The organism is Streptomyces shaanxiensis (assembly GCF_039537145.1).
Lineage (GTDB): Bacteria > Actinomycetota > Actinomycetes > Streptomycetales > Streptomycetaceae > Streptomyces > Streptomyces shaanxiensis.
In genome coordinates this window covers 1-14478 of sequence record NZ_BAAAZY010000001.1, presented here as the reverse complement: position 1 = coordinate 14478, position 14478 = coordinate 1, and the positions used below count along the sequence as shown (strand labels likewise).

The 14478-nt window shown below is 69.6% G+C and carries 11 protein-coding genes; 4 read left to right on the top strand and 7 right to left on the bottom strand.

Going from position 1 to position 14478, the window contains the following annotated elements:
- Positions 1–10: 10 nt before the first annotated feature.
- From ABD932_RS00055 to ABD932_RS00040, 4 genes are all read right to left on the bottom strand, one after another.
- Complete coding sequence (locus tag ABD932_RS00055) at positions 11–736, bottom strand: MIP/aquaporin family protein (protein WP_345007781.1); 726 nt, start codon at positions 734–736, stop codon at positions 11–13.
- Between the two features lie 484 nt (positions 737–1220).
- A complete protein-coding gene (locus tag ABD932_RS00050) occupies positions 1221–2873 on the bottom strand; it encodes an EAL domain-containing protein (RefSeq protein WP_345007779.1) in 1653 nt (550 codons plus the stop codon).
- 167 nt (positions 2874–3040) lie between these two features.
- Complete coding sequence (locus tag ABD932_RS00045; protein WP_345007777.1) at positions 3041–4231, bottom strand: lipid-transfer protein; 1191 nt, start codon at positions 4229–4231, stop codon at positions 3041–3043.
- A complete protein-coding gene (locus tag ABD932_RS00040) occupies positions 4228–4653 on the bottom strand; it encodes a Zn-ribbon domain-containing OB-fold protein (RefSeq protein WP_345008323.1) in 426 nt (141 codons plus the stop codon). Before ABD932_RS00040 ends, ABD932_RS00045 begins: the two co-directional genes overlap by 4 nt.
- A 158-nt stretch (positions 4654–4811) precedes the next feature.
- On the opposite strand from ABD932_RS00040, the gene ABD932_RS00035 reads away from it, so the two are divergent.
- Positions 4812–5621 (top strand): M15 family metallopeptidase, encoded by an 810-nt coding sequence (locus ABD932_RS00035; RefSeq protein WP_345007775.1) that lies wholly within the window; start codon positions 4812–4814, stop codon positions 5619–5621.
- A 47-nt stretch (positions 5622–5668) separates the two neighbouring features.
- A complete protein-coding gene (locus ABD932_RS00030) occupies positions 5669–6205 on the top strand; it encodes an NUDIX domain-containing protein (RefSeq protein ID WP_345007773.1) in 537 nt (178 codons plus the stop codon).
- 2 nt (positions 6206–6207) lie between these two features.
- Here the strand turns inward: ABD932_RS00030 and ABD932_RS00025 are convergent, their stop codons facing one another.
- Positions 6208–8574, bottom strand: coding sequence for a glycoside hydrolase family 31 protein (locus tag ABD932_RS00025; protein ID WP_345007771.1), 2367 nt, complete (start codon positions 8572–8574; stop codon positions 6208–6210).
- A 212-nt stretch (positions 8575–8786) separates the two neighbouring features.
- On the opposite strand from ABD932_RS00025, the gene ABD932_RS00020 reads away from it, so the two are divergent.
- Together ABD932_RS00020 and ABD932_RS00015 are read left to right on the top strand one after the other, a co-directional pair.
- Positions 8787–10754: an acetoacetate--CoA ligase gene (locus ABD932_RS00020; RefSeq protein ID WP_345007769.1), complete on the top strand. Its 1968-nt coding sequence runs from the start codon at positions 8787–8789 to the stop codon at positions 10752–10754.
- A 184-nt stretch (positions 10755–10938) separates the two neighbouring features.
- Positions 10939–11832, top strand: a complete 894-nt coding sequence (locus ABD932_RS00015; RefSeq protein ID WP_345007768.1) for a hypothetical protein — start codon at positions 10939–10941, stop codon at positions 11830–11832.
- 69 nt (positions 11833–11901) lie between these two features.
- On the opposite strand, the gene ptsP is transcribed toward ABD932_RS00015, so the two are convergent.
- Entirely contained in the window at positions 11902–13572 is a 1671-nt protein-coding gene (gene ptsP, locus ABD932_RS00010; RefSeq protein WP_345008322.1) for a phosphoenolpyruvate--protein phosphotransferase, read from the bottom strand.
- 80 nt (positions 13573–13652) lie between these two features.
- Entirely contained in the window at positions 13653–14102 is a 450-nt protein-coding gene (locus ABD932_RS00005) for a PTS sugar transporter subunit IIA (protein WP_126389938.1), read from the bottom strand.
- Positions 14103–14478 lie beyond the last annotated feature (376 nt).

Below are 14478 nucleotides of genomic sequence, written 5' to 3'. Positions count from 1 at the left end.
GTCTGTTCCTTCAGAAAGCTGCGTTGAAGATGACCCCGGACAGCACCCCGCCGATCAGCGGTCCCACCACCGGAATCCACGCGTAGCCCCAGTCCGAGGTGCCCTTGTTGGGAATCGGGAGCAGTGCGTGGACGATGCGCGGGCCCAGGTCACGGGCCGGATTGATGGCGTATCCCGTGGGACCGCCGAGCGACAGACCGATGCCGACCACCAGGAACGAGACGATCAGAATCGCGGTTCCGGACACGCCGAGACCCTTGGTCAGGCCGAAGGCGAGGATCGGCAGCACCAGTGCGATCGTCGCGATGATCTCGGTGATGAGGTTCGCCACGACGTTGCGGATCGCGGGTGCGGTGGAGAAGATCCCGAGGGTCGGCTGGGCGATGTCCTTGTCGGCGTTGGCCTGGAACTGTGCGAAGTAGACCAGCCAGCACAGCACCGCACCGAGAATCGCACCGACCATCTGGCCGGCGATGTAGATGTGGACCTTGTCCCACTCCCCGGTGTCGATGGCGATTCCGATCGTCACGGCCGGGTTGAGCTGCCCGCCGGACAGCGGGGCGGCGGTGTACGCGCCGGCCATCACGCCGAATCCCCATCCGAAGGCGATGACGACCCAGCCGGCGTCCTTCGCCTTGGAGTAGTTGAGTACGACGGCGGCGACGACTCCGGCCCCGAAGAGGATCAGGATCGCGGTACCGATGACCTCACCGAGGAAAATATCTCCGTTGCTCATGGCGGCTCCTAGGCCCTGGCCGGGACGATCAGCCCCGGCTTTCTCCGTGCGGGGTGCGTTACCCATGGCGACTTCAGCCGAAGGCAGGGAGGGTCCCGCGCCCCGCCAGGCGTCCGTGACGAGCGTGCCGTCGCAGCCGACTCGTCCGTGGGGGAACGGGCCTTTGCTCCAGGCGGAACCGCGCGGCGCAGTGCGTGGATACGCCGAGAATGTACGGCGATGTCGGCTGACACCGGGAAGTGTTCACCGGCGTCCAGGGGGCGTCAAGGTCGCCGACGCCAATGGTTGGGGGCGCACCGACGGGTCACGGACCGTCACCGAAGCGAATCGTGGCACGCCCGTTCGGGGATGGACGGACACCGAGGCCCTGCTGAGGACGGCCGGGAGGCCAGTTCCTGCTGAACCCGGCAGGGTTCGAAGTCCATGCTGTTTTGAGGCCGTACGAAAACCTTTCGGCCACCGCCGACCTGGTAGGAAAAGCGTCTCACCCCTTGCCCGGGTCCGCCACCGCCCACTCAGCCCGGGCCGTCTCGGCCTCCATGCCGCGAAGGATCTCGTGCCCGGACAGCCCCGCGCGGCCCAGCACCCAGCTTGCCCCGCGCAGTGACTTCGCGGCCTGCTTCAGCGGCGCGAGACAGGCGGCAGCCTGCCGGTGGTCCGTCACGCTCCCGGGCTCGCACAGGACCGTGGCCAGGGACAGCGTGACGGGACGCCCACCCGCCGACCAGGGTGTATCCAGCATGGAGGTGGCCAGCGGGCTGAGCCCTTCCGGGTCCGCGAGCACCAGGAAGTCGTCCCCGCCGATGTGGCCCACGCGGGTGCTGCCCGACGCCGCGTGCTGCAGCGCCCGTCCGACCGACCGGATCAGCTCGTCGCCCGCAGCGAACCCGGCTCCGTCGTTGACCTGCTTGAAGTGGTCCACGTCCAGCCAGCTCAGCGCGAACGGCCGCCCATCGGCGATCCTCAGGTCCACCTCACCGGTGATCGCGTCCGAACCCGGCAGCCGGGTCAGCGGATTGAGCCCCGCGGCCTCCTCGACCCGGGTCTCGGCAAGTGCCCGCACGAGGTCGGCGAGGCGTACGACGCCCACGCAGCGGCCGTACCGGTCGACCACGGCCACATCGTCCGACGTACGGTCGCGGCCCCCGACCGCGACCACGTCCAGCACCTCCCACGCGGTGGCGTCCACGCCCACGGTGCGCGGTGGATCGCCGAGCTTGGCCGCGGGCCGGTCGGCGTACAGGGCATGGCCGTAGCGGCCCGACATCGACAGCAGGAACCGGGAGCGGTGCACCGACCGCACCGGGACACCGTGCGTGTCGACCAGCAGCACCCCGGACACCTCCGGCGACCCGGTCAGCAGTGCCCGCACCTGGCCCGCGGAGGCGGTGGCGGGGAGCAGCGCCGCCGGCCGCACGAACTCCCGCACCGACGGTCCCGAGCGTGGCGTCACCGCCAGTCCGGTGGAGCGCGGCGGAACGTATACCTCCGCCGCGGGTAGCCGGGCCGGCGGGGCGAACAACTGGCCCTGCGCCAGCTGCGCGCCCGCCGACCTCGCGGATCCGCACTGCAGCTCCGTCTCCACGCCCTCGACGCACAGCAGCGCTGCCAACTGGTCGCACAGCGTCCGCATCGCCCGTACCGCCGCCGGGCGCGCCAACAAGGACGGGTCGAGCTTCACCAGGTCGGGTGCCATATCGGCGAGCAGCCGCAGTGGTACGTCCCCGTCGCCGACGCCGTCCGCGCTGATCCGGAAACCCTGGCCCCGCAGCGAGCCGATCGCCTCCAGCAGTGCCTGCTGGGGCACGTGCGTGTACGGCGGGCCGACGTCGATCGTCACCTCCCACGGCAGCCGCCCCGCCGCACGCACGGCGTCGTGCAGCGGTGTCAGCCCTCCGAGGTCGGCGAGGGTGCCGGCGAACACGTTGACGTACAGCGGCAGCAACGCCTCCTTGCGGGCCGCCGCACGGAACGCCAGCACGGCGAGCCGGCCGTCGACTTCCGGGTCCCGGCGGGCCTCGGCGAGGACGTCGCCGGTCTCCGGGCGGGCGAGTATCTCCAGCCCCGCTACCCCGCCGGTCGTCAGGTTGACCACCGGTTGGAAAGCGAAGCGGAGAGTATCCGTCCAGGAGTCCACGGGAGCATGATTGCGCCGCTGGAGCACGCATGAGCCCAGTTCATGAGACGTTCACGCAGGATTCCGGGTTGGTCACACACCGTAGACATGCCTGGCCGCCCCGGTCGTACGACGGTGACGCAACGCTTGTGGATTTCGACCCCACGTGTCCGTCACGCCGCCGTACGTCACCGCACCGCGATCACCGCCGATCCGTGCCCGAACAGCCCCTGGTTCGCCGCGATCCCCACCCGTGCTCCGGCGATCTGTCGGTCACCGGCAGCGCCCCTCAACTGCCAGGTGAGTTCGCATATTTGAGCGATGGCCTGGGCCGGCACAGCCTCTCCGAAAGAAGCCAGCCCACCGCTCGCGTTCACAGGTATGCGGCCGCCCAGCGTCGTCGTGCCCTCCCGAAGCAGCTTCGCGGCCTCTCCCTCGCCGCACACTCCCAGATCCTCGTACCACTGCAACTCCAGGGCGGTGGACAAGTCGTAGACCTCCGCGAAGGAGAGCTCCTCCGGGCCGATACCCGCCTCCTCGTAGGCCGCGCGCGCGATCGACTCCCGGAACGTCTCGGCCGCCGGTCGCACCGCCACCGCGGAGTCCGTCGCGACGTCGGGCAGATCCAGGACGATGTTGGGGTAACGCGGCGTCACGGTGGACACCGCACGGATCCGCACCGGATCTGCGGCCCCGTGCCGGCGCGCGAACTCCATGCCGGCCAGCACGAGCGCGGCTCCTCCGTCCGAGGTCGCGCAGATGTCGAGCAGTCGCAGGGGATCGGCGACCACGGCGGACGCGGCTACCTCCTCGGCGGTGACCGTCTTGCGGTAGCGGGCGTAGGGATTCAGCGCGCCCAGTGCGGCGTTCTTCACCTTGACCTGGGCGAAGTCCTCCGGTGTGTCCCCGTGCACGGCCATCCGACGACGCGCGTACAGCCCGAAGTACGCCGGATTGGTCGCGCCGAGGACCCGGAAACGCAGCCAGTCCGGATCATCGGGCCGGTCGCCGCCCGCAGGCCGGAAGAACCCCTTGGGAGCCGCATCCGCACCCACCACCAGCACCACGTCCGCCAGCCCCGAAAGTATCTGAGCCCGCGCGGTGTTGACGGCCTGTGCCCCGGACGCGCACGCCGCGTACACACTCGTGACCCGGGCGCCCTGCCAGCCGAGCGCCTTCGCGAACGTCGCCCCGGCCACATACCCCGGATAGCCGCCCCGCACGGTGTCGGCGCCGACGATCGACCCGATGTCCCGCCACTCCAGGCCCGCATCGGCGAGTGCCGCGCGGGCCGCCACCGCGCCGTACTCGACGAAGCTGCGCCCCCACTTGCCCCAGGGATGCATGCCCGCGCCTAGCACCGCAACCTCTTCCGTCATGCCGCCACCCCCGTCGGCCGCCATTGCCACGTCGTCCAGATCGTCTCCGCGTCCTCGTGCAGCACGCCGGGAACGACCTCCACCTCCATGCCCACCGCCAGATCGGCGACGGTGACCCCGGGAACCGCCTGTCCCAGCACCACGAGGCGCTCTGCAGCCAGCTCCACAGCGATCAACGCGTACGGCTCCCACGGAAGTTCCGGGTCGGTCACATAGGGTGACGGAGGCCGGTACCGGCTGTCCGTGTACGACCAGACACGCCCGCGCCGGGAGAGCGGGACCTCCTCCAGCGCGCCGCCCGGGCAGGCCGGGTTGCGGCAGTGAGCGTCCTCGCGCGGAAAGAAGACCGAGGCGCAGGCGGCGCACCGGGTGCCGAGGAGCCGGAAGTCGTCCCCGTCACCGGCGAACCACCCGGCGACCACTGGTGTGCGCGTGCGTGGCATAGCCCCTCCTGGCAACAGATCTGACGGGACGTCAGGAAGTGTGCCACGGGCAACCGGAATGCGGCAGGGCGGCCTGAAGGGTGGACTGCATCGGATCGCGGCTCCGACCCGACGAATTCCTGATAAATGCAGGAGACATGACACGACTCTCGACCGCGGTACGGGGACTGGTGGCCACGCTCGCCACCTTGCCGGCCGTGACCGCCGCCCCCGCCACCGCCCAGGTGGAGACCGAGCCCAAGGCGCCGAAGGGCTTCGTGGCGCTGAGAACCGTGGATCCCACCATCGTCCAGGAGATGCGGTACTTCACCCCGCACAACTTCGTGGGCGAGCGCATCGACGGCTACCGACAGCCCCTCTGCATCCTCACCCGCCCCGCCGCGGAAGCGCTCCACAAGGCCCAGAAGCAGCTGCTGCGCCAGGGCTACACGCTCAAGGTGTACGACTGCTACCGACCGCAGCGCGCCGTCGACCACTTCGTGCGCTGGGCCAAGGACCTCGACGACCAAGCCATGAAGGCCGAGTTCTACCCGGACGTCGACAAGACCCGCCTGTTCACGGAAGGCTATATCGCGGAGAAATCCGGCCACAGCCGCGGCTCGACCATGGACCTGACGATCGTCCGGCTGCCGACGAAACCCACCAGGCCGTACGTACCGGGAGAGCCCCTCGCGCCCTGCTACGCACCTCAGGGCGAACGCTTTCCCGACAACTCGGTCGACATGGGCACCGGATTCGACTGCTTCGACACCCTTTCGCACACCCTCGACCCGCGCATCCAAGGCGAACAGCGCGCCCACAGGCTGCTGCTCAAGAGCACCCTCGAAGCCCTCGGATTCGTGAACCTCACCGAGGAGTGGTGGCACTACACCTACAAGCCGGAGCCCTATCCGGACACCTACTTCGACTTCCCCGTGTCCTGGAAAACCCTGATCAGGCCTTGGTGACCGGCCCCCGGAAGACGCCCTTCCACTGATCGGATACAGTCCGCCGCGTGTCCGAAACTCAGCACTCCGCCCCCAACTCCGCAGCAGACTCCCACTGTTCGAGCTGCGGCGCGCCCTACGGAGAGGGCGTCTCCAGCTGGCCCCGCACCTGCCCGGCATGTGGCACCGTGGCCTACCGCAATCCCCTGCCGGTAGCGATCGCGCTCCAGCCCGTGTACGACACCAAGGGCACCGCCCTGGTCGTCATCACCCGAACCATCGCCCCCGCGCGCGGGGGCATCGCCCTGCCCGGCGGCTACATCGACGACCGCGAGGACTGGCGGCAGGCCGTCGTCCGCGAACTGAAGGAAGAGACCGGCATCGACGCGGCCGGCCGCGACGTACGTCTCGTCGACGCGATGAGCTCCCCGGACGGGCACCTGCTGCTGTTCGGCCTCCTCCCGGAACGGCCCACCGACCGCCTGCCGACCTCGGCCGCCACCGACGAAACCGAAGGATGGCACCTCCTGCGCAGGCCGGAGGACCTCGCCTTCCCGCTGCACACACTGGCCGTACGGGCGTTCTTCGAGGGCCGTTACGTCTGAGCTCACCGCTCGCCGAGACCTCGTACGCGCACCGGACGAGGCGACGTGATCATGCCGTCCTCATGCTCCAGCTCCACGACCAGCTTTCCGCCCGACCAGCGGGTGACGTAGCGCTCGATCTCCGGTTCGTCCCAGCCGTCACCCGCATCCGCCACCACCAGCCCGCCCCCGGTACGTCCCCGGGCGGGCGCCCACACCTCCAGTTCCAGCCCGCCGTCGTCCGCGCGTACCGGGACGACGGCACCCGCGCGCGCGAGCACCGGGATCCGGGACAGAGGCGCGTCCACGAGAACCTGGCCCGGCCCCTCGTACGTCCGCCCCGTCGCCGTGTCGTACCAGCGCCCTCGCGGCAGCTGCACCGCACGCCGGTCGGCGCCCGGATCCAGTACCGGCGCCACCAGCAGGCAGTCGCCCAGCAGAAACGCATCCTCACAGTCGCGCAGCGCGCGCTCCTCGGGCGCCGACCACCACAGCGGACGGACGTACGGCGCCCCTGTCCGCCGGGCGAGATGCGCCAGCGTCACGAAGTACGGCAGCAGCCTCCGCCGCTCGACGAGCGCCACGCGCGCGTGCTCCAGCACTTCCGGACCGAACTCCCACGGTTCCCTGCGCCCCGCCCGCAGACTCGCATGCGTGCGGAACAGCGGCAGATAGGAGGCCAGCTGGAACCAGCGCAGATACAGCTCCGGCGAAGGACTCCCGTCGAACCCGCCCACATCGGGCCCCGAGTAGGGCACCCCGCACAGCCCGAGGCCCATGACCAGCGACAGCGACGCCCGCAGTCCCGGCCAGCCCGTGGCGACGTCGCCGGACCAGGTCCCCCCGTAGCGCTGCATGCCGGCCCATCCGGACCGTGAGAAGACGAAGGGCCGCTCCTCGGGTGTCAGTGCGCGCAGTCCCTCATAGCCCGCCCTGGCCATGCACAGTCCGTAGACGTTGTGCGCCTCCTGGTGGTCCCCGCCACGCCCCTCCAGGGAATGCCGGGCCGAACGCGGCAGCGTCGACTCCCCGAAGGCGGCGAAGGAAGTCGGCTCGTTCATGTCATGCCAGAAGCCCGAGAAGCCCTGTGCCAGCCGCTCCTCATACAGACGACCCCACCACTGCCGCACGCGCGCGTGCGTGAAGTCCGGGAAGACCGCCTCCCCGGGCCACACAACGCCTTGCACGAACCGCCCCGAAGCGTCCCTGACAAACACGTCCTCGGCCGTCCCGCTGTCGTACACGGCATTGCCCGGCGCGGCCTTGACCGCGGGGTCGACGATCGACACCAGGCGGATCCCGTCCCGCCGCAAGTCCTCGGCGAGCTGCGGCAGTTTGGGAAAGCCCTCGAGGCCCACCGTGAACACCTGGTGCTCGTCGAAGTGGTCGATGTCCAGGTGGACCGCGTCCAGCGGCAGATCCCGCTCCTGGTAGCCCGAAACGACCCGCCGCACCTCCTGCTCGCTGCCGAAGCCCCACCGCGCGTGATGGTGGCCGAGCGCCCATCTGGGCGGCAGCGCGGCAGCACCGGTGAGGGAGGCCCAGACGAGCAGCACGCGCGCGGGAGTGCCCACCATCACCCAGCAGCGCAGCGGACCCCCGTCCATCCGCAGTTCGCTGGTCCCCGCGCGGTCATGCCCGGAGCCGGCGCCCTCCTGACCCTCCCGCAGCGTCACCGTGCCGTCCCACGAGGTGTCGTGGAACACCAGGTGCGAGGCCGCGTCGGCCACGACCAACTGCACCGGCATGGTGATGTACAGCGGGTCGTCGCCAGGGCCGAACGCACGGCCGGGGTCGGTGTTCCACAGCCGGTACGTCCCGTCCTTCAGCCGTGGCCCCGACGCCCGGCCTCCCAGCCCGAAGAACCGTGAGTCTGCGGCCACCTCGGACCGCTGCATCCAGCGCGCCGCCCCGCCGTCCACCGGCTCCCACCAACGCGGCGGCAGATCACGGCGCAGGGTCACACCACCCGGTGTCTGCACCTCCACGGCCCCGTGCCGCGAGATGACCACCGTCACCCGCTCGGCCACGACCCGCCAGCCACCGTCCTTGTCGGGCTCCAGCGCGGCCCGCGGATCCGGTTCCGGACAGCGGCCCGCCAGCGCGTACGACGGCTCGGGAGTGGCACCGTCCCACCCCCAGAAGACAGCCCCGTTCACGGTGACGACGACACGCAGCTCGGACCTGCTGAACCGGATGACGCCACCGCCCGGACCGGACTGCACCTCCTGCACGGGCCCGGGCACCCGAGCGCGCTCGGCACCCCGGGGCGGCAGCCCTTCGGCGTCGGCGCGCTTCCTGCGCCACGCCGCCCGTACGGTACGCAACCCCTGGGCCGCTCCCACAGAACCGACCGCCTTTATCGAACGCACCAGGTCACGACCGTCCATGCTGCTCAGCCTGCCATTCACCGCCCCACACATGCGTGCCGTTCAACTGCCGTTCACCCGTGCCGGGACCACATCTTCACGACACGGACTATGTGGGGCGCACCCTGGTGCAGAAGTCGATCACATGGCATCGTCCGTGTCATCCGCGTCACGCGCACACCCCCGCCGTGCGTGGAAGACGCACACGACGCGCACAGTCCGGGAGCCGCCCCATGTCGACCGTGAATCCCCAGCCTCTCTGGGAGCCAGATCCGCAGCGCATCGCACGGTCTCAGGTCACCAAGTTCCAGGCCTGGGCCGCTGAAAACCACGGCGCCCCCGCCGAGGGCGGCTACGCGGCCCTGCACCGTTGGTCGGTCGACGAACTGGACACCTTCTGGCAAGCCGTCACGGAGTGGTTCGACGTACGCTTCTCCACCCCCTACGCGCGCGTGCTGGCCGATCGCTCGATGCCCGGCGCCCAGTGGTTCCCGGGCGCCACCCTGAACTACGCCGAGCACGCCCTGCGTGCCGCCGCGACCCGCGCCGACGAACCCGCCCTCCTGCACGTCGACGAATCCCACGAGCCCCGCCCTGTGACCTGGTCCGAGCTGCGCCGCCAGGTCGGCTCCCTCGCCGCCGAGCTGCGCGCCCTGGGTGTACGCCCAGGAGACCGAATCAGCGGCTACCTCCCCAACATCCCGCAGGCCGTCGTCGCCCTCCTCGCCACGGCTGCCGTAGGCGGTGTCTGGACCTCCTGCGCCCCCGACTTCGGCGCCCGCAGCGTCCTGGATCGCTTCCAGCAGGTCGAACCCGTCGTCCTGTTCACCGTCGACGGTTACCGCTACGGCGGCAAGGAGCACGACCGCCGAGACATCGTCGCCGAGCTGCGCGGCGAACTGCCCACTCTGCGCGCCGTGGTGCACATTCCCCTCCTCGGCACAGAGGCACCGGAGGGCGCGCTGGAGTGGTCCGCCCTCACAGCGGCCGACGAGGAACCGGTCTTCGAGCAGGTCCCCTTCGACCACCCGCTCTGGGTGCTCTACTCCTCCGGCACGACCGGCCTTCCCAAGGCCATCGTCCAGTCCCAGGGCGGCATCCTCGTCGAGCACCTCAAGCAACTCGGCCTGCACTGCGACCTGGGCCCCGAGGACCGTTTCTTCTGGTACACCTCGACGGGCTGGATGATGTGGAACTTCCTCGTCTCCGGCCTGCTCACCGGCACCACGATCGTTCTCTACGACGGCAGCCCGGGCTATCCCGACACGGGCGCCCAGTGGCGCGTCGCCGAACGCACGGAAGCCACCCTCTACGGCACCTCGGCCGCGTACGTCATGGCCTGTCGCAAGGCCGATGTGCGCCCCTCACGCGACTTCGACCTCTCCAAGGTGCAATGTGTCGCCACCACCGGATCCCCCCTGCCGCCCGACGGGTTCCGCTGGCTGCACGACGAGGTCCGCGACGATCTGTGGATCGCCTCCGTCAGCGGCGGCACGGACGTGTGCTCCTGCTTCGCGGGAGCGGTGCCGACGGTGCCTGTGTACGTCGGCGAGCTCCAGGCCCCCAGCCTGGGCACCGACCTGCAGTCCTGGGACCCCAGCGGCGTACCCCTCATCGACGAGGTCGGCGAGCTCGTGGTCACCAACCCCATGCCGTCCATGCCGATCTACTTCTGGAACGACCCCGACGGCAGCCGGTACCACGACAGCTACTTCGACACGTATCCCGGCGTATGGCGCCACGGCGACTGGATCACCGTCACCTCACGCGGCTCCGTCGTCATCCACGGACGCTCCGACTCGACACTCAACCGCCAGGGCGTCCGCATGGGGTCGGCCGACATCTACGAAGCCGTGGAACGCCTCCCTGAGATCAAGGAATCGCTCGTCATCGGCATCGAGCAGCCCGACGGCGGCTACTGGATGCCCTTGTTCGTCCACCTGGCCCCCGGAACCGTGCTCGACGAGGCACTCCTGAACCGCATCAAGCAGACCATCCGCGAACAGCTCTCACCACGTCACGTCCCCGACGAGATCATCGAGGTGCCGGGCGTCCCTCATACCCTCACCGGCAAGCGCATCGAGGTTCCGGTCAAACGCCTCCTCCAGGGCACACCCCTTGAGAAGGCGGTCAATCCGGGCTCCATCGACAACCTCGACCTCCTGCACTTCTACGAGGAACTCGCCCGCAAGCGCGCCTGACCCAACCCGCGCCGGCCTCGGACTTTCGAACCACGGCGACGTCCGAGGCCGGGCCACCGCGTCACCAAGCCTCCGACCTGCCCGAATGCCCCCGCTCGAGGTCACGCTCACGTCACCCCGGCGCCGTTGTCAGTGCCCCCGGTTACTGTGAGTGAGCATTGATCGACTGCACGCAGGGGGAAAGATGTCGTACACCGACGACCAGACGATGCGACGCGTTCTGCGCCGCGAAATCGCCGGCACGATCGGCCTGCTGACCGACGAGCACGATTTCCGTGCCATGCGGCGCTACCGCAGCTTCACCTTCGACGACCACAAGATCTATCTGGAACAGGTAGAAGCCCTCCTCAGGACACGGGCCTCCCAAGGCAGCCATACGGCGATCGCCCTCTTCGACCCGCAGGAGTACGCCGAGTTCTGCGTGGCAACGGGCCTGGACCCCGACACCCCATCGAGCCGCACGCGCTTCACCGCCGAACTCGCGACCACCGGACCCACCGTCTTCTACGAGGGCCAGCCCTTGACCGACCTCGTCCCGGCCCTCGTCGACGAAGCCGTCCGCCAAGCCACCTGGGAGTACGCGGCCACACTCCTGGCGCGACTCGGCGCCTGCGTCACCTGCGGCGAGGACATCGGCCGCGCGGCCTACACCCGTGCCTCCAGCCTCCTCGTCCGCATCCTGGACACAGCCCAACCGGGCAGCCGGCACCTCGTCTGCAGCGTCACGGCAACCCCGGAAACACTCGTGTCAGTCCTCCATGCCGACGAGGACGCCCAGGGTGCCACCCACCTCGACGAGGCCGAAGCGCTGGAATTCGCCACGGTGCTCGCTCTCGGCCTCGCCACCCGCAGCCCCGGCGGACTCGTCATGCGGACCAGCGCACCCGGCACATCCGACCGCATCTACGGATGGCGCCTGCGCGGAGACGGCCTGGAACCCCTCACCGCGGGCGAAGTCTTCGACGCCTACTGCACCGACGTCGAATCGGGGGACCTCATCGCCCCGGAATCGGGTGTCGACTACTGCGTGCCGCCGGATCTCGGTGACGAGGAGGTCGCCCCGGGACACGACCACTGAACGCAAAGGGGCGCCCCACCCGCAGGTGGAGCGCCCCACACGAACCGACAGGCGGCCGTCCAGCCCCGGCTACTCGCCGGACAACACCGCCTGAGCCGCGTTGCGCGCCTCCTCGGCGCTGTCCGCCGCCCTGGCCGCAGCAGCGGCACGCTCGCACTGCGCAAGCGTGTACTTCGCAAGCGTCGCCCGGACGTAAGGAATCGACGCCGACCCCATGGACAGGGAGGTGACACCCAGACCGGTCAGCACACATGCCAGCAGCGGATCGGACGCCGCCTCACCACAGACACCGCAGCTCTTGCCCTCGGCCTTCGCCGCGTCGGCGGACAGCGCCACCAGGTCGAGCAGAGCGGGCTGCCACGGATCCTGCAGACGGGACACCGCACCCACCTGTCGGTCCGCGGCGAAGGTGTACTGCGCGAGGTCGTTGGTTCCCAGCGACAGGAACTCGACCTCCTGCAGGATCGAACGGGCCCGCAGCGCGGCCGACGGAATCTCCACCATCGCACCGAACTTCGCCTGCAGCCCCGCCGCGCGGCACGCGTCCGCGAATGCCTTCGCATCCGTTCGGTCCGCCACCATCGGAGCCATGACCTCGAGGTAGACGGGCAGCCCCTCCGCAGCCTTCGCAAGTGCCGTCAGCTGGGTGCGCAGCACCTCGGGGTGGTCCAGCAGCGTCCGCAGACCGCGCACGCCCAGTGCCGGGTTCGGCTCATCGGCCGGCGTCAGGAAGTCCAGCGGCTTGTCCGCGCCGGCGTCCAGAACACGTACGACGACCCGCCCCTCGGGGAAGGCTTCGAGAACCTGCCGGTAGGCCTCGACCTGCTTCTCCTCCGACGGTGCCTTCTTGCTGTCGTCGAGGAAGAGGAACTCGGTACGGAACAGACCGACACCCTCAGCACCCGCCTCGACAGCGGCCGGAACGTCGGACGGACCGCCCACGTTGGCCAGCAGCGGCACCTTGTGGCCGTCGGCGGTGGCACCCGGGCCTGTCGACGCCGCAAGCGCGGCCTTGCGCGCTGCGGCGGCAGCCTCCAGCTCCGCCTTCTTCTCTTCGCTCGGGTTCACGAAGATGTCGCCGGTGCTGCCGTCCACGGCGATCACCGTGCCCTCGGCGAGCTCACCGGCACCCGGCAGCGCCACCACGGCCGGCACGCCGAGCGCCCGAGCCAGAATCGCGCTGTGGCTGGTCGGCCCACCCTCCTCGGTGACGAAGCCGAGAACGAGGGTCGGGTCCAGCAGCGCCGTATCGGCCGGGGCGAGGTCGCGAGCAACCAGGACGTAGGGCTCGTCGCTGTCCGGGACACCGGGCATCGGAACCCCGAGCAAACGAGCGACGATACGATTCCGCACGTCATCGAGGTCGGCCACACGACCGGCCAGGTACTCACCGGCACCCGCCAGCAGCTCGCGGTACGCGGCGAAGGCGTCGTACACGGCGCGCTCGGCCGTGCTGCCGACGGCGATACGCCGGTCCACGTCCGCCATCAGCTCGGGGTCCTGGGCCATCATGGCCTGCGCCTCGAGCACCGCCTGGGCTTCGCCCCCCGCCAGATTGCCGCGCGCCATCAGGTCGGCCGCCACAGCCTCCACGGCCTTGCGGGCGCGCCCCTGTTCGCGCTCCGCCTCCTCGGCCGGAATCTGCTTGGCAGGCGGCTCGAGGACCGCCGTTCCCATGTGCCGAACCTCGCCGATCGCCACACCGTGGCTCACGCCGACGCCTCGCAGCGTTGTCTCCATCTCACCCGTCTCCGATAGTGCGGCGGGTCCCGCCGCCGCGGTGGTTGTCGTCGTCTTGCCGTCACACGACGGCGTCGATGTCACTTCCAGACGAAGAGACTGTCGCCGGCCTTCACATCGCCGTCGGCACGAAGATCGGAGAGAGCCTCAGCCGTGGCTTCGAGGGCCACGATCGGGCACACCGGGGACTTACCGGCCTCCTCGACCGCTACCGGGTTCCAGCGCACGATGCCCTGGCCACGCGTCACGGTGTCGCCCTTGTTCACGAGCAGCTCGAAACCCTCACCGTTGAGCTGCACCGTGTCGATACCGAGGTGAGTGAGCACGCCGTGACCCTGCTCGTCGACGACGACGAAGGCGTGGGGATGGAGAGAGACGATGACTCCGTCGACGGGCGACACCGCCTCGGAGGGCTCGCGCACGGGGTCGATCGCCGTGCCCGGGCCGACCATGGCCCCGGAGAAGACAGGATCGGGCACGGATGCCAGTCCGACGGCGCGTCCTGCCAGTGGGGACGTCACGGTGGTCATGGGAAACCTCCCAGGGGTGGAGATCGATATGGGCCGTCGCTGTCTGTGCCGGACGGCACACTGTTCAGCAGGGTATGTCACATGAAGTGCCGGTTCGGCGTCGGCCTTCCGGAGTGGTCTAGACCATACCTCAAATCGATTTGCACCCGCTCTACGGCCGCGTGTACAGTCGTACTCCTGCTTGGGGCTGAGCGACACAACCTCGTGTCCTTGCCCGGCAGCATCCAACTTGTCAGATCCTATCTCGGGGTCACCTTCTGCATGCCTGCAGGACGGTGGTCAGAGAGCCGGAAAAACACTGATAGAGTTTGGAGCACCGAAGGGAAGCGCCCGGAGGAAAGCCCGAGAGGGTGAGTACAAAGGAAGCGTCCGTTCC

Bases quoted from the DNA above. Each gene is read 5' to 3' on its own strand.
- ABD932_RS00055 (WP_345007781.1), bottom strand. From the start codon at position 736: ATGAGCAACGGAGATATTTTCCTCGGTGAGGTCATCGGTACCGCGATC.
- ABD932_RS00045 (WP_345007777.1), bottom strand. From the start codon at position 4,231: ATGACGGAAGAGGTTGCGGTGCTAGGCGCGGGCATGCATCCCTGGGGC.
- ABD932_RS00035 (WP_345007775.1), top strand. From the start codon at position 4,812: ATGACACGACTCTCGACCGCGGTACGGGGACTGGTGGCCACGCTCGCC.
- ABD932_RS00025 (WP_345007771.1), bottom strand. From the start codon at position 8,574: ATGGACGGTCGTGACCTGGTGCGTTCGATAAAGGCGGTCGGTTCTGTG.
- ABD932_RS00020 (WP_345007769.1), top strand. From the start codon at position 8,787: ATGTCGACCGTGAATCCCCAGCCTCTCTGGGAGCCAGATCCGCAGCGC.
- ABD932_RS00015 (WP_345007768.1), top strand. From the start codon at position 10,939: ATGTCGTACACCGACGACCAGACGATGCGACGCGTTCTGCGCCGCGAA.
- ptsP (WP_345008322.1), bottom strand. From the start codon at position 13,572: ATGGAGACAACGCTGCGAGGCGTCGGCGTGAGCCACGGTGTGGCGATC.
- ABD932_RS00005 (WP_126389938.1), bottom strand. From the start codon at position 14,102: ATGACCACCGTGACGTCCCCACTGGCAGGACGCGCCGTCGGACTGGCA.